The organism is Roseofilum sp. KMC-1, from assembly GCF_057802075.1.
The window spans coordinates 4,707,202-4,727,115 of sequence record NZ_CM173605.1 but is presented as its reverse complement, the minus strand read 5'-3'; the positions used below and the strand labels follow the sequence as shown (position 1 = coordinate 4,727,115).

General features: G+C 46.6%; 19 protein-coding genes and 1 tRNA gene. 4 read left to right on the top strand and 16 right to left on the bottom strand.

Annotated features, from left to right (window positions below):
• Window positions 1-23: 23 nt before the first annotated feature.
• Entirely contained in the window at window positions 24-506 is a 483-nt protein-coding gene (locus AC3FZD_RS21685) for a globin domain-containing protein (protein ID WP_488738020.1), read from the top strand.
• Between the two features lie 101 nt (window positions 507-607).
• Here AC3FZD_RS21685 and AC3FZD_RS21680 read toward each other — a convergent pair whose 3' ends face one another.
• From AC3FZD_RS21680 to AC3FZD_RS21620, 13 genes are all read right to left on the bottom strand, one after another.
• Window positions 608-1,219, bottom strand: a complete 612-nt coding sequence (locus tag AC3FZD_RS21680; protein ID WP_488738019.1) for a Uma2 family endonuclease — start codon at window positions 1,217-1,219, stop codon at window positions 608-610.
• Between the two features lie 78 nt (window positions 1,220-1,297).
• Window positions 1,298-3,448, bottom strand: coding sequence for a Tex family protein (locus tag AC3FZD_RS21675; protein WP_488738018.1), 2,151 nt, complete (start codon window positions 3,446-3,448; stop codon window positions 1,298-1,300).
• Window positions 3,449-3,454: 6 nt separating this feature from the next.
• Window positions 3,455-4,183: a RadC family protein gene (radC, locus tag AC3FZD_RS21670; RefSeq protein WP_488738017.1), complete on the bottom strand. Its 729-nt coding sequence runs from the start codon at window positions 4,181-4,183 to the stop codon at window positions 3,455-3,457.
• Between the two features lie 145 nt (window positions 4,184-4,328).
• Window positions 4,329-5,285, bottom strand: coding sequence for a phosphoribulokinase (locus tag AC3FZD_RS21665; RefSeq protein WP_488738016.1), 957 nt, complete (start codon window positions 5,283-5,285; stop codon window positions 4,329-4,331).
• A 94-nt stretch (window positions 5,286-5,379) separates the two neighbouring features.
• A complete protein-coding gene (locus AC3FZD_RS21660) occupies window positions 5,380-6,126 on the bottom strand; it encodes a hypothetical protein (protein WP_488738015.1) in 747 nt (248 codons plus the stop codon).
• Entirely contained in the window at window positions 6,127-6,666 is a 540-nt protein-coding gene (locus tag AC3FZD_RS21655) for a hypothetical protein (RefSeq protein ID WP_488738014.1), read from the bottom strand.
• Window positions 6,667-6,905: 239 nt separating this feature from the next.
• Window positions 6,906-7,478 (bottom strand): bifunctional adenosylcobinamide kinase/adenosylcobinamide-phosphate guanylyltransferase, encoded by a 573-nt coding sequence (cobU, locus tag AC3FZD_RS21650; protein WP_488738013.1) that lies wholly within the window; start codon window positions 7,476-7,478, stop codon window positions 6,906-6,908.
• A gap of 73 nt (window positions 7,479-7,551) precedes the next feature.
• On the bottom strand, window positions 7,552-8,154 hold the full coding sequence (locus AC3FZD_RS21645; protein ID WP_488738012.1) for a peroxiredoxin: 603 nt from the start codon (window positions 8,152-8,154) through the stop codon (window positions 7,552-7,554).
• Between the two features lie 160 nt (window positions 8,155-8,314).
• Window positions 8,315-8,388 (bottom strand) — tRNA-Met (locus AC3FZD_RS21640).
• 89 nt (window positions 8,389-8,477) lie between these two features.
• The gene (locus tag AC3FZD_RS21635; protein ID WP_488738011.1) at window positions 8,478-10,979 is read right to left on the bottom strand and encodes a peptidoglycan DD-metalloendopeptidase family protein; all 2,502 of its coding nucleotides are present in this window, start codon (window positions 10,977-10,979) and stop codon (window positions 8,478-8,480) included.
• A gap of 319 nt (window positions 10,980-11,298) precedes the next feature.
• Window positions 11,299-11,766, bottom strand: coding sequence for a tRNA (cytidine(34)-2'-O)-methyltransferase (locus AC3FZD_RS21630; RefSeq protein ID WP_488738010.1), 468 nt, complete (start codon window positions 11,764-11,766; stop codon window positions 11,299-11,301).
• 87 nt (window positions 11,767-11,853) lie between these two features.
• Window positions 11,854-12,990, bottom strand: a complete 1,137-nt coding sequence (gene gshA, locus AC3FZD_RS21625; protein ID WP_488738009.1) for a glutamate--cysteine ligase — start codon at window positions 12,988-12,990, stop codon at window positions 11,854-11,856.
• A 13-nt stretch (window positions 12,991-13,003) separates the two neighbouring features.
• Entirely contained in the window at window positions 13,004-14,779 is a 1,776-nt protein-coding gene (locus tag AC3FZD_RS21620) for a potassium channel family protein (RefSeq protein ID WP_488738008.1), read from the bottom strand.
• Between the two features lie 108 nt (window positions 14,780-14,887).
• Between AC3FZD_RS21620 and AC3FZD_RS21615 the strand changes: the two genes are divergently transcribed.
• Window positions 14,888-15,658 carry a YdcF family protein gene (locus AC3FZD_RS21615; RefSeq protein WP_488738007.1) on the top strand — a complete coding sequence of 257 codons (771 nt, stop codon included), beginning with the start codon at window positions 14,888-14,890 and terminating at the stop codon, window positions 15,656-15,658.
• Window positions 15,659-15,696: 38 nt separating this feature from the next.
• Here AC3FZD_RS21615 and AC3FZD_RS21610 read toward each other — a convergent pair whose 3' ends face one another.
• Window positions 15,697-16,158, bottom strand: coding sequence for a cupin domain-containing protein (locus AC3FZD_RS21610; protein WP_488738006.1), 462 nt, complete (start codon window positions 16,156-16,158; stop codon window positions 15,697-15,699).
• 31 nt (window positions 16,159-16,189) lie between these two features.
• On the bottom strand, window positions 16,190-16,963 hold the full coding sequence (locus tag AC3FZD_RS21605) for a cysteine hydrolase family protein (protein WP_488738005.1): 774 nt from the start codon (window positions 16,961-16,963) through the stop codon (window positions 16,190-16,192).
• A gap of 96 nt (window positions 16,964-17,059) precedes the next feature.
• Here AC3FZD_RS21605 and AC3FZD_RS21600 point away from each other — a divergent pair, with 96 nt between their 5' ends.
• Window positions 17,060-17,449, top strand: coding sequence for a GFA family protein (locus AC3FZD_RS21600; protein WP_488740405.1), 390 nt, complete (start codon window positions 17,060-17,062; stop codon window positions 17,447-17,449).
• 2 nt (window positions 17,450-17,451) lie between these two features.
• On the opposite strand, the gene AC3FZD_RS21595 is transcribed toward AC3FZD_RS21600, so the two are convergent.
• Window positions 17,452-19,050 (bottom strand): SpoIID/LytB domain-containing protein, encoded by a 1,599-nt coding sequence (locus AC3FZD_RS21595; RefSeq protein WP_488738004.1) that lies wholly within the window; start codon window positions 19,048-19,050, stop codon window positions 17,452-17,454.
• 261 nt (window positions 19,051-19,311) lie between these two features.
• On the opposite strand from AC3FZD_RS21595, the gene AC3FZD_RS21590 reads away from it, so the two are divergent.
• Window positions 19,312-19,860 carry an NUDIX hydrolase gene (locus AC3FZD_RS21590; protein WP_488738003.1) on the top strand — a complete coding sequence of 183 codons (549 nt, stop codon included), beginning with the start codon at window positions 19,312-19,314 and terminating at the stop codon, window positions 19,858-19,860.
• Window positions 19,861-19,914: the final 54 nt, after the last annotated feature.

The window sequence follows — 19,914 nt, the reverse complement described above, 5'->3', positions numbered from 1 at the left end:
GAAATCTAATTAGAATTAATTGCATGAAACAAACAACTATTGACATCGTTAAAGCTACCACTCCAGTTGTTAAAGAGTATGGAGCAAAAATCACTCAAAGAATGTATGAAATAGCCTTTGAAGAGCGTCCAGACATAAGACGCTTCTTTGAAAAAACCTGGATGAAGGATATAGAAGCAGGTCGTCAGCAGGCACGCAAATTAGCAGCATCAGTTTATGCTTATGCTCAACACATCGACCAATTAGATGAATTGAGTAAGGCTGTTGAGCGAATTGCCCATGTTCACGTCGATTCCAAAATTTTACCTGAAACATACCCTGTTATCGGAGAATGTCTGATTGCTGCAATGAAAGACGTTTTGGGTGAAGCAGCAACACCAGAAATTTTGGAGGCTTGGACTGAAGCTTATGGTGCTTTAGCTGATATTTTCATCAAGCGAGAGCAGGAAATTTATCAGCAAGAAGATAGTCAAATGTTTTCACCCAAAGATGCGGCAACCGATTAGCCACATCTGGTAGGGACGGGTTCAGAAAAATATGATCTTCCTATCCATTAATTTTCTAAACCAGCCTCCACAGTGTATCTATCTCATCAAAATCTCAAGTCTCAACCCCAAACTCGGCGCAAATCTAACACAAAATCCGGTAAAACTTCTTCACCGGATAAATGGGTAGGATTGGACATTTTTTCCACCTCTAAACTCACTCGATAAACCTCCACCGTTCGATTTTGCGGATCGATTAGCCAACCCAATCTCGCCCCATTCTCCATATACTCCTGCATTTTCTCTTGCAGAGACTTAAGAGTATCCGACTTTGAACGCAATTCCACCACAAAATCCGGGCAAATATGGGGGAATGTTTCCCTTTGTTCATCCGTTAGCGCATCCCAACGCTCTTGACTAATCCAACAAGCATCCGGAGAGAGCGTTGCACCATTGGGTAAAATGAATCCGGTAGAAGAATCAAATGCTTTCCCTTGTTGATTGTTTTCATACCAACGATCCAATTGTCCGATAATACTGCGGTTACGTTCTCCAGTTTCCCAACCTGTGGGTGGATTCACAATTAACTCTCCTTTTGCCGTTCTTTCCAGTTGTAATTCTCGATTACTCGCAGCTAGGACTGCAAATTGTTCTTGAGTGACATAGAGATTCAATGTTTTGGGTAACGTCAGCAAGAGAGTTTCAGTTTCCGGTTTTACTGGTGTCTTTACCATGTCGATCTCTCCTATTTTGTTCCTAATTCAGCTATTTTAGGCGATCTAATCTCTGCGTTAAAATAAATTGCCATACGGTTAAACCTTCAACGACAAACCAATCCGTTTCAACTGCACATTCACCTCCAAAACCCTCACCTTCACCACCTGTCCCACCTTGACAATATCCTTGGGATCGCTCACAAAACGATCTGCCATTTCAGAAATATGAATTAACCCATCCTGATGTACACCAATATCCACAAACGCGCCAAAATTCACCACATTAGATACCATCCCCTCTAAAATCATCCCCTCTTTTAGGTCTGTAATCTCATTGATACCCTCTCTAAACGTCGCGTATTCAAATTTGGCTCTAGGGTCGCGTCCCGGCTTCTGAAGCTCATTTACAATATCTTTGAGCGTCGGCAATCCGATCGCCTCCGTCCGATACTTCTGTAAATCCATTTTACCCACCCGATCCGCAATTTCACCAACCCTCACTAACGGCAAATTTAGATCCTTCACCATCTGTTCCACAATCCCATAACTCTCCGGATGCACCGCCGTATTATCCAACGGATTCTCCCCCTCACGAATTCGCAGAAACCCCGCCGCTTGTTCAAACGCCTTTGGCCCTAACTTCGGCACTTTCAGCAACTGACGACGATTTTTAAACGCCCCATTTTCATCTCGGAACTTAACTACATTCTTGGCAATTGTGGGCGTAATTCCCGACACAAACGACAACAACTGTATCGAAGCCGTATTTAAATCCACCCCCACATAATTGACGCAACTTTCCACCGTTTCATCTAACTGTTTTTTCAGTAACTTCTGATCCACATCATGCTGATATTGCCCCACCCCAATTGATTTCGGGTCAATTTTCACCAACTCCGCCAACGGGTCTTGCAAGCGCCGACCAATACTAATTGCACCGCGCACCGTCACATCCAAATCGGGGAATTCCTCCCGCGCCAAATCACTGGCCGAATAAATCGAAGCTCCCGATTCATTCACCATCACTTTAATCGGTTTGCGCTCTAAATTCTGCAACACTTCCGTTACAAATTGATCCGTTTCACGGGATGCTGTACCATTACCGATCGCAATCAACTCGATGCTATACTTCCGAATCAGCTTCATGATAACCTGGGCCGCTTCGAGCCTTTTGCGCTCTCCCTGGTGGGGAAAAATCGCCTGATACTCCAGAAACTTCGCCGTCTCATCCAACACTGCCACCTTACACCCGGTGCGGAATCCGGGGTCAATCGCCAGCGTCGGCTTCATTCCTGCTGGAGGAGAAAGCAACAGCTCCCGCAGATTCGTTTCAAAGGTTTGGATAGACTCAATATCCGCCTCTAACTTACACTCATTGCGAATATCTGACGTTAAAGACGGCTTCATCAACCGACTAAAGCTATCCTCAATCACCCCCTGAAACCAGAGACGCAACACCCGGTTACGGGTACGGAGAATCTGACTTTCTAAGCTCTCTAGGATTTTATCGCGATCGCAATCCAAATCCAGCCTTAAAACCTTCTCCTCCTCTCCCCGAAACAGCGCCAACAAATTATGAGCCGCAATCTTACTCACCGGGGCACTATAATTGCGATACATCTCATATTTCGTCGTTCCCTCCGGATAATCCTTCTTAATTTGGGAAACAAACGCCCCCGTTTTCATCATCTGCTCCCGCACTTGAGAACGCAAAGCCGCCGTTTCCGCAATTTGTTCCGCAATAATATCACCCGCACCTTTGAGCGCCTCTTCCACCGTCTCCACCCCTTTTTCTGGATTTAAATAGGCTTTAGCCAATTCCTCCAAAGACGAAACCGAGCCTTGAGAACGATTCAAATCTTGCAGCAGTTGCGCCAAAGGTTCCAGTCCCTTTTCTTTCGCAATAATGGCGCGAGTTCTGCGCTTTGGTTTATAGGGCAGATAAAGATCTTCGAGTTCCGTTTTTTGCTGACAATTTTCAATTTGCGCCTTCAGTGCATCCGTCAGTTTACCTTGACTGGCAATCGACTCTAGAATACTCATTTTCCGCCCTTCCAGTTCCGACAGATAAACCGAGCGGTCAGCAATTTCCCGCAACTGCACTTCATCCAGCGATCCCGTTCTTTCCTTCCGATACCGCGCAATAAAGGGAATCGTCGCCCCTTCTTGCAGCAGTTCCAGGACATTCTCAACTTGAGAGAGATTAAGATTTAATTCTTGGGCAATTTGTTGTGGAATTTGTAGCATAATCAATCAACCGAACTCCTGATAATTATCCCACAAATCCGTAGTTTGACGCAAACTCTGATGGGAACCCTGACCTAAAATTAAGTGATCTAACAACGGAATACCCAACAATTGTGCTGCCTGTAATAACTGTTTCGTTAGCTCAATATCTTCCTCACTCGGTTCTGTGCTTCCCGTAGGATGATTATGGGCAATAATCAAACGACTAGCACCTTGACGAATCACTTCCCGAAAGATTTCCCTAGGATGAGCTAAAGTTTCAGTAGCTGTACCGATGGTAATCACTTTAGTGGCTAAAAGTTGGTTTTTTACATCCAAAGATAGGACAGCAAACTTTTCTTGAGTTTGCCACATTAACTGATGACTTAAGGCGGCAGCAGCTTGATCGGGACTACTGATTTCTGGCTTCACTGGACGCAATTCAAACACCCGTTTTCCTAATTCAATCGCCGCTAAAATAGTAGTAGCTTTAGCTGGGCCAATGCCATGAATTTTGGTTAATTCTTGAGGAGTAATATCGCGCAGCACTTCTAGGGCGTTGCGCTGCCCATCGCTGAGTTCTTTTAACAGATGTTGCCCCAACCCCACAGCCGATAATTTACCCTTTCCTTGCCCGGTTGCTAATAAAATGGCAATTAACTCGGCTGCGGTCAAATGACTGGCTCCCAGCTCAATTAGTCGCTCGCGGGGGCGTTCGCTGATGGGCAGATCCAGCATCCGAATACTGTAGGTCATTTCAATTAAAAATTAAAAATTAAAAATTAAAAATTTTCATGTCGGCGACAGCCGAAAAAATTAAAAATTAAAAAAAAATTAGAGCAATCGTGCCCTCTCCCTATATCCCTCTCCCACGGGAGAGGGACTTATGATCCCACAGGATTTACTCATAAACATTGGCAGCTTTCAACATATGATAAGTAATCAACAGTTGAGTGAGTGCCAAAGGATAACTTTGGAGAATTTCGCCAGTTGTGCCGACCAGTTTACCAATTTCGTCGTTGCCTTCTAAACTACAGAACTTGCCTAAATAAGGGACATCATTACAGAGAATTTTTTCCAGTTCTTTAACTTGTTCGCTGTTGGCATGACCATCCACTTCTAGAACATCCACGGGTTTATTCATATCCCGGTCTAATTCGAGGCGAATGGCGGAACTGAGGTGCGATCGCCCCGGCTCCAAAATACCGGTAAAATCAGGGTGGGGAATGGTGGGACGCAAGACTAAACGCACATTTAATAAGAGGTCGTTTTCTTCGGTGCGATCATTGGGAGGATAGAAACTGACGACGATATCCGACCATTGCCGTTGGGGACGGATAAACTGCTCCGAGTCAGATTCCCGTTTGCGGAGTTGTTCGATTACCTGTTCTTCAGTATATCCGCGCTTGCGGGTATCGCGCTTAATTTTCCACTGGCTGCGTATATCTTCAGGGGGAGCCAAGTATACTTTGACATCAAAGCTATCCCTAGCGATACGGGTAGAATAACTTAAGAGTCCTTCAACGATGACAAACCGTTTGGGTTCGATATATTCAGGGGCATCAAACATGCCCGTATCGTGATTATAAATGGGTTTGAGGATCGGTTGTCCGGTTCGTAATAGCCCTAAATGTTGTTGGATAATATCGAGATAGTTACAATCGGGATGCAGTGCAGAGATCCCCATTTCCGCCCGTTGCTTGCGGTCATATCGGTGGTAGTCATCGGTACAAATGACCGTAACGCTATCTTCTCCAAGAACTTGAGCGATTCCTTTGGTTAAAGTGGTTTTACCAGCAGCGCTATCACCGACAATACCCAGGAGAATCGGGCGGTTAGAACTATTACGAGTGGGCATGATTGAGGTTTTACTCAGTTTAGGGGTTCAGTTGCATTATGATACCATGAATGGGGAATGAAAAAATGGGGATACGGGGAGAGAAAGAGAGCGGCTATGGTCTGTTTTCCTCTAGTGAAATGTGACTATCCTGGAGGAGTAGAGGAGGACGGAAGAGAAAATAGGCGACTAGACCCAAAAAAGGAATTAGGCGAGTGACCCATAGTATTGTTGGATTATGCCATTGGCGGCGCTTCATGTCATCTTTGACGAGCCAGGATTGGAAGAGGGAAAAGAAGAGCAGATCGATCGCAAAGGAATAGGCGAGGCGATCGCTTGATATAATTTGCATCAAGTCTTGCCACCGTTGCCCCATATCCCCGAATTCCGGTCGAGCAAACAGGGCCCAACTGACCGACAGAAATACAATTCCGGTTAAAAAGAGACTCCAACCCCGACTTTCGGTCACTTGTTCTAATGAGGAGAGGGGGCGATCGCCCAATTCCGGATTGCTACGTCTAATCCCTAACCAAGGCAAGTAAAATACATTGGTCAAAAAGGCTATACCCACTAAAAAGGGAAACATCGGCCATTTTTGACCCCGACCATCAACCAAAAAGCCCCATAATAATAAAGCCCAAGCAACAACCATATTAAATAAGCCTTCTAAGGCAGGATGTAACACAGGGGCAGATTCCGGTAAAAACAGGGGCATAATCAACCAAAAGTTTAAGCTTAAATCCCAGACTTCTTGCAGTAATTCAGCATTAATATGCAGCAAAGATGGGCCAGGAGGCAGGTCAGAAAACAAGAGGTAAACCACATAAACCAACCAGATTGTCCAAATGAAAGCTTTACTCATTCAAGCCACCTGATGAGAGCATTGACATTTCGGTAACTTATTGAGTAATTCACTGTCAATATTACTGACTGAGGGAGGCGTTTCACCGGGTTCTAAAATGGCCAGTTCCCCAGGAATCGGTTTTTCACTGGTCTGGATTAACCTTTGTTTAATGGTACTTAAAATGGCTTGATTATCCACTGGCGATCGCGGTAAAGGCAAGTCTAAATTAGGCCAACTGGATAAACTCATGCAAGGACAACTTTTAGACTCCATACTACCAATGGTCATGGGAATGGGCATCACACAACGACAGCAGAGAATAATCTCCCATTTGTCCGTGAGTAACGCAGCAATCGTTTGATCCGTATCTTCTAAATAACAGTCTCCCGATCCCTCAGCCAGGAGGGTTTGCCAACAGTCTTCAAACGCTTTACTGTAGCGATTTCCTTCAACGACAGGATGGGGCGACAGGGAGCGATCGCCATTATGAGTGTAAATTTTGCGCCCTAACTGAAGCCAGTGGGCTAAATATCGTCTAACTTGGTCTGCGGATGCCATAAATAATTTAACCTGAATACAGCTTATGAAAGTTCACAACAAGGATAATCGGTCGATCAAAAATGGAAGGAATGGGTCATCAGCCCTAGGGTCAAAATGTATATGTAGTAACGACAGCAGAAAGCACTGCGCTTATTTAGATCCCTAATCGCTCCTCACGTATTCCCATCTTAACCTTGATTCTCAGTACCTTATGCCCATCGAAAGGAAGAACTTCAGCCCTAACAGCTTATAAAATTCTAAAGATTGGTTTTCAAAGGAGTTCCTAGCTGGGTTAAATTGAGGACATATCCTCCTGTAACTAGGTATACTTGGTCAGCGATCGCCCCTACATGACGCACTAAATTTCCCAGGCGATCGCGGAATTGGCGACCCAGAGGATAGGCTGGAACCACCCCCCATCCCGTTTCCTCCGCCACCAAAATCAGATCCGCTTGCATCTGCGTGACCTGAGTTAAAAACCTTTGCTCCACCGATAACCAACTTTCCTCCCCTAGATCCAGACAGTTAGCTAACCAAGTTCCTAAAGAATCAACTAAAAAACATTCTCCTTTCTGCCCCTTCTCCAAGCAGTGATTTAAATCCTCGGAAACCTCCCTTGTTTGCCATTGTGCAGGTCTGCGTTGTTGATGTCGCTCAATGCGCCCAACCCATTCCCGATCCGTAGGATCGACCTGAGCTGTCGCCACATAAACCACAGATTTTTGCATCTGTTGAGCCAAGGTTTCCGCCCATTCACTTTTTCCCGATCGCGCTGGCCCCGTCACTAATATGACTGTTCCTAGACGAGAAGCATCAGTTGACCAAATCAATACCTTATATTCTCCATACAAAAAACCAGGTACATTTAGTGTACCTGGTTAATCAACTTCTAAGCAGTATCTTTTATACGGCTGCGAAGTAAACTTTGGATTTTACGGGATCGGGGTTCATGGTTTTTTCACCCGGTTTCCAACCCGCAGGACAAACTTCATCGGGGTGAGATTGAACATATTGAATCGCTTGCAGCACGCGCAAAGTCTCATCAACGTTGCGACCAAAGGCTAAGTTATTAATGGTGGCATGTTGAATCACACCTTCTTTGTCGATGATAAACAGACCCCTCAGAGCAATTCCAGCATCGGGATCGAGGACATTATAAGCAGCGCTGATTTCTTTTTTGATATCAGAGACCAGAGGATAGTTCAGATCGCCAACACCACCGGATTTTCGGTCGGTTTGAATCCAAGCTAAGTGAGAGAATTCACTATCTACAGAAACGCCTAGAACTTCAGTTCCTAGATTTTTGAATTCTTCATAGCGATCGCTAAACGCAGTAATCTCGGTCGGACAAACAAAGGTAAAGTCTAGGGGGTAGAAGAAGATCACCACATACTTACCCTTATAGTCCGATAGTTTAATGGTCTTAAACTCTTGATCGACTACTGCGGTTGCCGTAAAGTCAGGGGCAGCCTGGCCAACGCGGATACATCCTTCTGATTGAGTCATGTCTGCTTTCTCCGTTACATAGTGTTACGAATCATATCATACTCATAGTCGTTATGACTCCTTTTTTTGCCAATTTTCCCTAATCTTGAGGAATTCATCCCATAAAAATCGCCTATACCCAGAAGATACAGACGATTTTGAAGACTATTTAATATTTCCATGGCTCGGGGCAGATTTGAACTGCCGACCTTGGGCTTATGAGTCCCCTGCTCTAACCAACTGAGCTACCAAGCCAAAACTGGCAACTTTACGAGTATAACCTAATTGCTACCCAAAAAGCAAGGGAGATCGGGAAAATTTTCCCGATCTCGCGATCGCCCAGTTTAACGGTTGGGCAAATAGGCCATGGGGTTAACCGCACCCTGTCCAGAAGGATGGATTTCAAAGTGCAGGTGAGGGCCGGTACTGTAGCCGGTACTGCCCATTTCCGCAATTTGTTGTCCTTGCCGCACTTTTTGTCCCTCACGGACTAACAAGCGGTTATTGTGGGCATAGCGAGTTAAGCTGCCATCCGGATGGCGAATATCCACCAAATAGCCATAACCGCCAGCATTCCAATCGGCATAATCCACCACACCGGGAGCTGCCGCAAAAATCGGCGTACCAATGGGCCCAGCGATATCAATCCCTCGGTGCATTCTGCCCCAGCGCCAGCCATATCCAGAGGTTAAAACCCCTTTTGATGGCCAGATATAGCCATTCATACGATAGCTATCGGGAAGATAACGCTCGCCAGGAGCTAAGGGGGGAACTTCAGGAGAAACCATTTCCCCAATGGGCAACTGGCTGGGGTCATAGGCATCTGGCCCTAGAGGAGCCACCGCCAAATTTCGCGCCCCTCCAGAAGCTGGAGTTGTGGGAACCGAAGGACTAGAAGAGCGGTATCTTTCTTGTAAGCGCCGCAAGTCTGCTTCTAAGTTGCCACTAGAGCCAGAACCAGAGAACTCAGGATTAACCCGCTCTACTGGCGAAGCCACCTGAACTGGAGGCTGTTGTACTGGGGCTAGGGGTTGAGTCAGGGGTAAAGCCACACTTGCCGGTTGGTTTTGATAGTTTTGGCGAAGCTGATTAATTTCTGTGGTTAACCCTTCCACATAGGTACTATAGGTACTCTCTCCACTGTCAGGGTTGGTCGATTGCTTCTGGGATGACGAGTCATTATTGAAGCTAACCAAAGCCACCGGTTGATTGGGATCGATTACCGCAGAGCTAATTTGAGTGCTATTCATCCCTGGAATCAGGGCAGTTGCGGGGGTCGAGTCTAGGTTATGACTCTTAGGAATCTTGAGATTTTGATAGACTCGAATCAAATTGGGATTGCTAATGTGATTCACTCGGATTAACTCAGATCGCGTTACGCCATAGCGACGGGCGATCGCATCCAAGGTTTCCCCATTCTGCACTTGATGCAAGATCGGTTGGGGGAAATTCGAGTTAGCCGGGTTAAATGTAGAAGCAATCGGAGCAGAATTCAAGGAAGGGGCGATCGGCAGATCCGTTACGTCTTGCACAATCTGAGCTGAACCCAACTCCACTGGAGTCATATCCTTGAGTTGATCTTTCGTTTGGGCCAAAGAGTCCTGAACTTCCGTCCCCCCTGCTGCCGCTTCGGGCATCGGGTTAGAGTTCTCTAAGGTCGGAGCAGTTTGGATCTGAGGGATCGGGGACTGAGTAGATAACGTCTCAGTTGAAGCGATCTCTGAAGACTCCGTAAACCGTTTTGATTGGCTATCAAACTGCTCTAAGGTTTTTAGGTCTCCTGCTGTTTGCCAAGTCAGAGAGGGGGCTACTGCTGACGCAGTGGTTTGCAACCGAGGTACTGCCAAGGACTGATCGACTTCCAGCTTATCCGGATTACTGAGCTGATTAGCTTCAATCAGAGCTTTGGAGTCCACACCATGGGTGGCGGCAATTTTGTTGACCGTATCTCCCGATTGAACTTGGTAAACCTCTAGGGTAACTTTTTTCGGGTTCGCCTCCGATTGAGGCACAGTCATTGGCTGCACTCTCACCTGGGAGTCGATTTTTGCATCCCCTGCCCCTGGGATTTCTCTCTCCTGCCAAGAGGGTTTAACTGCCGTGGCTTCTTCTTGTTTGGCTTCCGTAGTTACCGGAATCACCGATTCGGATTTGACCGGAGATTCATCTACGGGCAGACTTTGGAATTTAGGGGCAGTTTTCCCAGAGGGGAGAACAGTTAACGTCCGCGAGGACTCTGGATTGGACGATTCTAGGAGCGTTAAGTAGCTGGCTGCCTCTTCTAAGGCGGCTTGCTCTTTTTCTTTCTGTTGTTCAGCCACCGGTTGATGGCTGGTTGATGCTGGAGTGAGCATCACCGGAGCAGCAACCTTCATTCCCGGTTCTGGGACTTGAGAGGCTGATTCGCTTTTGTCTGGCGAGGGAGTTTCGAGAGGCTGCGATCCGAAGATTCGGGATTCCTGGCTCAAGGTTTCCACTTGAGAAAATCCTTCATTTCCCAACATCACAGGCGCATTTCCCAGAGAGGCAGTTGCTGCTGTGAACCCTGGAGAAGCTACTGTTGTTGCTATTCCGCTACCGGTTAAACTGGGTTGGGAACTTTGAGCAGTAGTTAGGTTAGGGTCAAGCGCTGCTGGTTCTGCCGCTCTAGCCGCTTGCTGACCTTCTGGGAATAATAGGTTGGGGAAACCCATGGAAATCGCCGCCAAGCCAATCATGGCTGCCGATGTACACACCCTGCGGTTGCTATCTGGGGAAACCTGCTTCGAGTTACCTAATTCCGCTTGCAATACAGCGGTGGGAAGCAGAACCGATTGATTATCTTTCTGGGAATTTGCTCGTTTCAAAGAACGACCTCCTAATAGACGAGCGCTTAACAGTCTCTGAGCTATCTGAGTTAATATAACCTAACTTTCGTGATTTGAAACACTTGAGTTCGGAGATCAGAATCACAGACAGTTAATAGGCTTAGGCAAGACTACCTTGCTTTTTCAAATCTGACAAGCGTTAAATTTTGTTTCAATGATTCTAGCTCCGACTGGTTCAATTGTCATCCTTATCGATTATCTAGGTTTTTTAAGGGTTTCAGGATTTTTTGCGGCTATCAATCGGCTTCTGATATAAATTTCTTATTCAACTGACTCGATAGAGCTATAGATTGGAGTTTCAAAGTCGATCGAGTTTACCCAGTTGCCGACGGGCTTCAAATAGGCCTAAAGCTGTACTAACTGAGAGATTGAGGCTACGGACTCCGGGTTGATCCATGGGAATTTTGACCACAGTATCACAAGATTTAAGGACTTCTGGGGGCAACCCTTGAGTTTCACTGCCAAATAGGAGCCAGTCATTGCTTTGGAAGGCGAAATGGATATAGTTGGTTGTGCCAGAGGTACTAAAGCCAATACAGCGCCCTCCTTGGGCTTTTTGATGGGTGGTGAAGGTGTCCCAATCGAGATGATAGGTGAGATCGACAAAGGGCCAGTAGTCGAGTCCAGCCCGTTTCAGATAGCGATCGCTAATTTCAAAACCCAGGGGCCCCACCAAATGGAGAGGAGTACGGGTTGCCGCACAGGTTCGGGCAACATTTCCGGTATTGGGAGGAATTTGGGGATGAACCAGAACGACCCTAACCATAGTCTTTGATGCTATCAGAATTTCTAATCAGAGTAAGGATGATGTGGGTTTAAATGGGGGGATTACTTTTTGGCCAAAGATATTTCTTTAAGCCCCCAATGGATAACAGAGATGATCGGCCATGTCTTGTTCCTGTTGTGCTGTGGCGACAATCGCCTTTTGCATCACTTGTTCCAGATTACCATGGACTTGATAATCCTTTAGCCACTGTAAACTTTCATTGCCTTGGCGCAAAATCTTTTTCACGGGAGAGAGGAAACAACTAAATCCTTTTGGTTTGGCTACGGGCCAAACGAGATCGTAGAGTTCTTCTATCCATTCCCTAGCTAAAATAGAGCGTCCATCTTGCCAATGGACTAATTGGGCATCTAAACTCGATTGAGCTACGGCTTGTTCATTCTGAGTGGCTAAATGGACTAATTCTTGAGGATCGCCACCCAGGAGGAGGGGATCTAAACCGGGATCGGTAATGACTTGCCATAAGCGAGCTTCTAAGAGGGCGGTAATGGCTAAAATGGCGATCGGATCGGTGACCAGATCGCAGATTCTTAATTCTAGGCGATTGAGGGTATAGGGACGGCGATCGCCATTGGGACGGACAGAATTCCACAGATGGCGTACATTTTGCATGGTTCCTTTAGCCAACTGTTCCTGAGTCCAATCAATATAATGGCGATGGCTCTCAAATAAGGGTACAAATTCAGGGGTTTGGGGGAAGACTTGCCAGCGCGTCGAATGGGAGCCAGTCACCTGGCCATTAAAAAAGGGAGAAGAGGCACTTAAAGCCAGATAGAGGGGAGCTTCTAGGCGTACCAAACGACAGGCCCGCATTAACACTTCCGGGTCAGAAATCCCAATATTGATATGAATACTGGCGGTGACCACTTTAGTCCCATAAGTTTTTTCGATATACCCATGGTAAGGATTATCGGGGTCAGAGCGATAAAAGCGATCGCCCCCACCCAAGGATAAGGTGCTGCCCGGAATCAGGGTATAGTTCCCCAACCCCTTCAGATAGTGGCGCAGTCGTTGTCGAGGCTGAAGCAATTCACATAACAAACTCTCGTAACGACACAACGGAGCGGTGGTGTATTCCACATTACGGCTATCGGGTTCGCGGACAAAGCCATTGAGATCGGCCACAATGCGATCGGACAATCCCACAATTTCGCCCTGGGGAGTGCCGGTGTACATTTCAATTTCAAAACCTTTGGAGAGGAGCATATTGATTCCTCAATTATTCTTGTTCTAGCTTATAGCGATCGCCCTCCCTCCGGAAAGAATAGCCATTCCCCATATCCCCATCAGCCTGCCCTTGATTACCCCTAACTGCTGTAGAAGAGGGTTTAGCTCGCCATAACTGATCGAGCTGGGTAGCTGGCATCGTCAAATACAAGACATCTCCAGGAGTTAACATCGCCTCTAATAAATCCCAGCTATGCATCACCTGATGATAGTTTGTTTCCAAATACAGAGGCACAAAATCGGCTTGCATGGCTGCCTCTTTCACCCGTTGCCCGCAAAAGGGATGACTGGGTGTAATTAAAGCAGCCAGGGCTACCCATAAGCTTTCACCGGTCATGCCATTGCCCAAAATTCTTCCTCCTAGGGCAGCAGCAGCAAAGGAAGGAGCGGCTAAATCAATGGGACTGAGAACGGAGTCAAGATCGAAGACTTGTTGGAATAATTTGGCAAAATGGGGGTCTTGGTTGCGGACAATCACCGGTAATTTGGGCACTAATCCCTTACTGCTGAGGGCAATTTCCAGGTTAATTGTATCATCGCTGGTTACGGCAAATAGGCTCTCTGCCTTTTGAATATGGGCACTTTCTAAGGTGGTGGCTAAACAGGCATCACTAATAATAACAGGGACTTTTAGGGCATAGGCAGCACTGAGAAACCGACAGTTGGCATCGGGTTCAATCACTACCACTTCATAGCCTTTGGCATGAAGTTGACGCACGATTTCCATACCGATACCGCCTAAACCACAAACAATATAGTGGTTCTGTTGGGGAATGGGGGCGGTTTCTAGGAGTTTGCGGAAGCGAGTGCCCAAAACCCAGTCATTGAGGAGGGCGTAGCTAATACCGACTATGCCTGCCCCCATGAGCATCATAAAGGCTGTAAATAATTTAATGGCAGGAGGAGCTTGTTCGGCTACGTCTTCTTGTCCTCCTGCACCGGTAATCATGCCGACGGAAAAATAGAGGGCATCAACTAAGGGAATTTCCCAGTTGATGGTGGTATAGGTAAAGGTGGCAATGAGAATGGTTAGGCACAGGAGCAAGGTTACCAGAACCGAGGATTGGAAATGTTGTTGAAATTGGCGTAGATAGGTAATGAACTTGCGGATTTTAGCCAGGATGGAGGTTGAAGCAGTTTTGGGACTCGGTTCTGTGGCTAAAATGAGGCGATCGCCGATTTGTAATTCCCGCTCTTGCATGACCCCAGAGATTAAATCGGTTTTACCATGGTGGGGGAGATAGTAAATCAGCATTCGATGGGGATTTTCCCACAGAGCGGTTAGGCTCGTACCTCGCCAAGGATGATTGGCATCAATACATTCTTCATAGATGGGCCAAGTTTGATTGTAGAGTTTCAGTTGGCCAATGGCATGATTGCCAAATGCGGCAAACATGAATACTGGTGCAGCCAGGGAAGACACGCTCATAGTCGTGTGTTGGGGTAGAGTGCGATCGAGGCGATCGCCTAAATTGGTATTAAATAGGCGATTAATCACCCGAATATGGGGATTTAAGATCCTCGCTTGCACCAAAATTGCTAAATTCTCGGCATCATCATTACTGGCAATTACCAAGGTATGAGCTTCTATGATTCCCGCTTTTAGGAGGGTAGAAGCTGAACGCAAGTCACCCACCACGACATTGGTATTTTCACCAGGAAGCGGTTCGGTAGAGATGCCAATCACCACAGCTCCCTGTTGTCTGAGCAGGGAATAAATAGTATATCCAGTACGTCCAAGACCACAAACGATAATTCGAGGTTTCATATAGAGGTAGGGTATCACCGTCACAAGCTGAATTCATCGGTGTTATAAGATTGAATCTTCCATTGTTGATGAGTCTGGCCCCCTAGACTGTAACTGAAAACACCATCGGTGCTGTTCACGAACCCATTCCCCCACGAACTCATTCCCCCAGCCCTTCGCGCTGTATCCTACTGGGGAACATTTCCTGCCCGAAATTATCTCTATCAGGAGTGGACATCAGGTAAGGAGTTTGGCAAATTGAGGCCCATACCCCCCATTTTCACCAAAGCAAATCTCAAAAAATCTGTTAGTGTTGTCTTACTTTTATTGGGTGTTTATGTGACAGGATTAGGTGCTTGGATCAAAATTCAAACCACGTTAGCACTGCGAGAATCTCCCCAACCGGAAGCTATTTTAATGTTGGGGGGAAATCACGAGCGCGAACCGTTTACGGCTCAATTTGCTGCCCAGCAAGAGTATCCCCTAGAAATTTGGGTTTCTTCGGGTGTGGGGCGCAAACAAGCGAGCCAAGCTTTCCAAGAGGCTGGCATTCCTGAAGAACGGGTTCATTTGGATTATCAGGCAGTGGATACGGTGACTAATTTTTCAACTTTAGTTGATGATTTGAAGAAGGAAAATATTCACCATGTTTATCTGATTACTTCCGATTTTCATATGGCCAGATCGAAGGCGATCGCCAGGATTATTTTAGGCAGTCAAGGGATTGCTTTTACTCCGATAGAAGTGCCTTCTTCAGATGAGGCAGAATCCTTCCTGAGCATCGCCAGGGATGTGAGCCGATCGATTTTATGGACATTAACTGGGCGTACTGCGGCAACCCTGAATCCTCATTTTGATAAACTGCGTGCCCAGAATCTGAAAGAAGTTGAAGCGCTATAACAATTAACAATTAACAATTAACAATTAACAACTAACAACTATTGAAATAGTGCTTTGGCGCGATCGGAACGGCGTAAAACTTCAAAATCTTCTGCATCTAATTCTACAGGAGTGCCACTGCGAATCAGTTCGGCAAAATTTTCATTAGGAACCATAATACAGAGGGCGTACATGCGCCCTTTTCCTGTATTTTCAATGATATGGGTTCCGGTGGGCGGAACCATTAAACTATCGCCTGCTTGAATGCTAACCACTTTGCCATCACAATAGGCTAGTCCTTCTCCTTTTAAGATAAAAAACATTTCTACGGCTAATTGATGGCGGTTGGGGGGTGTTTTACCTCCTGGATCGAAAATTTCAATACAATAGGTTAAGGAAAAATCGGACATGGTGGGGTCAAAAACGATCGCCAGCCGATTGCTGTCTTGAGGACTGATGCGATAGGTTTGGTATTCGGTGGGGGATTTAACCACCGGAATCATGCAATGATATTTATTCATAATTTTTATGCGGTAAGAATAGGGTTTAAAACTAACGGTTTTTGATCCCATGGATTAGGGCTGTACTGTCACAGACAAAGCCAAAACATTGTTTCACATTATAAAGGGTAGCCTCCCAACAATAGGGGGGTGAGGTGGTGGCGGTGCAGTCTTGAACTAAAATACAGTCGTAGCCGAGAAAGTTGGCATCTTGTAAAGTACAGAGAACGCATTGATCGGCGTTGACTCCGGTAAAAAAGAGGGTGGTTTTGCCTAGGTTGCGGAGAATACTGTCGAGGGGAGTATCCCAAAAGCCACTCATACGGTATTTATCCACCTGAATATCTTCGGGTTGGGGTGCGAGTTCGTCTATAATGGCGGCAGCCCAACTGCCTGCGGTGAGTACAGGAGCGTCTTTTTCGGGGAGGCGATCGCCTAAGCCAATGCCTTCTCCGGTAGGATTATACACATGCCTTAAGCCAGCACTGATATTGAGTAAGTCGGGACGGTTGCCCCAGTTGAGCCAAATAATGGGGACTTTCTCGGCGCGTAAGCTGGGCAAAAGCTGGTTTAATGGATCGATAGGCGATCGCGCTGGTGAAATATCGACTCCAATATGAGCTAACCAACCTTGCGGGTGACAAAAGTCATTTTGCATATCAATCACCAATAGGGCAGATTTGGCCAAATCTAACCGCAAGGTTTTGGTTTCGGTGGTGAGGGTAATGGGTTGGGGGGGAACTGGAGGACGGGTAATATCAGCAGTATTGGCATTCACTTGCCAAGCATTGGGTGGAGTCCCTAGCGGGTTTAGAGAGGGGTTCATGGAATGTTCCTGAAGTAAGGTTGCTCTATTTAACCCTATGGAGTCAAGGGGAAGCTACCCAGAAAATCTAAAGAAAGGATAAAGGGGAATTAAATGATGACCAAAAAGCCAGAATTACCCATAACCTATAATGGGGGCTGTCACTGTGGAGCGGTGAAGTTTCAGGTAGTGGTAAGAAAATGGGAGGCGATCGCCTGTAATTGCTCCATTTGTGCTAAAAAGGGCTTTCTCCATCTCATTATCCCCCCAGAAGACTTTACCCTCCTGCAAGGTAAAGACGAGCTTTCAACCTATACCTTTAATACCGGTTTAGCCCAACATTGGTTTTGCCCTACTTGTGGCATTCATTCCTTTTACCGCCCTCGATCTCATCCCAATGATATTGATGTCAATCTACGCTGTTTAGAAGATGTAGATCTTGGGCATTTCCAGATTACTCCCTTTGATGGACGCAACTGGGAAAAAAATATAGATCGGATTCAATAGCGTTAGTCAGTTACCATAGGATCGCGCCAAAAAACGATCGCCTCATTCAAGGGTTGAATCCGGGTTCCGGGGAAATAAAATTGCACAATTTGCTCCCCATTCCAGCCTAACTCGGCCAAGCGATAGGCCCCCGTCTGACTCAAGCCTACCCCATGGCCGAAGCCTCCCCCGACAAAAGTATATCCTTTTAGCACTTGGTTCTCATCCATCATTGGGTCAAGATAAAATAGGGTACTAATGGGAGGATAAAAGGCGTTGCGAATTTGATCTTTACTAATTTCTAAGGGCCCCTTATCGGTTTGTACTTCCATGGTTAATACCCGACCCGATGGCGCTCGTTCTGTGACTTTTACGCTCTCAATGGTTTGAATTCCGGCCATGGGATGGTTTCGGTTGCTCAAATATTTATTCAAGAAAGCGGCCATTTCGGTTAAGGAGGTACTATAAGTCCACCGGAAACGATCCCACCCTGTTTCATTAAATCCCTGTTTGAGATTGAGAAATTGCCGTAAATTCGCTTCATTTCCTAAACTTTTTTGGGATAAATCCCAAATGGAGCCGGTAGAATCAACCACTGCTCGCAAATAGGGCCGCGATTGACCATCCCAGACATCTTCAAAGGGGGCAGTAACACCGCCAGTGGTGGAAGAATAGAGGGCATCGACTAATTCATTCTCGTAGGTAGCGACTAAAGAGCGCGTCACCGAAATCGCCTGGTCAGCTCTAGGGGAAGCATCCCCTAATCCCCAATAGACCTGACAATCTGTGGTGGCACAGAGTTCATAATTATCAATGGCAAACCGGCGTAGGTTTCTGAGGGTATAGGTTCGCGCTAGAATCGCTTGGGCTTCTACGGCTGCGGGGGGGGCTTCGGGGCCAATTTCATGGGGAACCACGCCCCGCAAATAGGTCTCTAAGGGGACAAAATTGACTAAGGTGTAATTGCCATAGGCGTTGGGTTGCATTCGTAAGGAACCGCCATAGAGTCGGGTGATTCCTTCGGGATGCACGACTTGAATCCGGTCATTACCACTGCGAACATCTACGGAACGCCGGTTATATCGATACCCATTCACCACCCAATAGGCTTGGGGATAGGTGCGTAATACTTGGGTCTCGATATGGGCGATGGTATTGCCTTCAGATTTTAAGCTATCGAGCAACAGGCGGCGCAGTAGGGGGGTATTGTAGACCTCGCGCTTGGCCCAAACTTGCCAGCGTTCGGGATTGGCAATTTCTACCTCTAACCCCCGTTCTTGCCATTGTTGGGCATCATGTTCGGCACTCTCAAAGCTGCGATGAGTGCTTAAGACGACCCGTTCCTCAACCATGGGTTGGGGTAGGGGTTTCATCTCGATCTGGAGTTTAACGCTATTGGTTTCTAGGGTGGCTTCTCCCTCTGTGGTAGTATAGCGCAGCGTCAGGCGATCGCCGGGCAATGCATTTAAAGTTAAGGTTTCCCCAGCTTGATCTCCAAATCGTTGCTCAATCCCAATTTTGAGCAGGCGTTCAGCCTGAGACCATCCCGGAAGGGCCGACAACCCCACCATCGTCAGCGACATCATCGCCGCGCTCACCCATTTTGCAGGTTGAATTTCCATTGTTTTAAACTGGATCATGATGTTCCCACTCTCCCATCAGGCTGACATCTTTATACTGTACATAGATTCTGAATACTGTCAGCAAGCATTGTTCCACCGGAAACTTATAAACAAAGCAAAATGGGTAAAACCCACCCCTACCCATTTTTAATTTTTTCGGCTGTCGCCGACATGAAAATTTTTAATTTTTAATTGATAGAACTTGCCCTTACCCCCAGACTATGGCAAAGTTTGAAACAGACTCTAACCCTATTCCCCACCATGGTCTTTCAACCCGAACCCGCAGAAAAACTTAAACAACGCTTCTTCTATCAAGGACGTAAATTCAGCTTCGAGGGGTCTACCCTGCGCCTTCCCAATGGAGTCGTTGGCGACTGGGAATGCATCCATCACCCCGGAGGCGCTCTCGCTGTCCCCGTCACCCCAGAAGGAAAATTAGTCCTTGTGCGTCAATACCGCTTTGCGGCACAGGGACGCTTACTGGAATTTCCTGCTGGAACCGTAGAAACCCATGAAGACCCTGCTGAAACCATTAAACGGGAAATTGAAGAAGAAACGGGATATCGGAGCCACAAATGGCGCAAACTGGGGCAATTTTTCCTCGCTCCTGGCTATTCCGATGAAATTATTTATGCTTTTTTAGCCGAAGATCTTGAACCCTTGCCCAATCCTCCTCAGCAAGATGAAGATGAGGACATGGAAACTGTATTAATGACTCCTGAAGAATTAGAACAAGCTATTGTAGAGGGGGAACAAGTGGATGCGAAATCCATTTCAGCTTTTGTTTTAGCCCGTCCCTTCCTCAGCTAATTTCTTGTCCTCTCTCTAAACCTCTCTCCCACGGGAGAGAGACTTCCTCCAGCG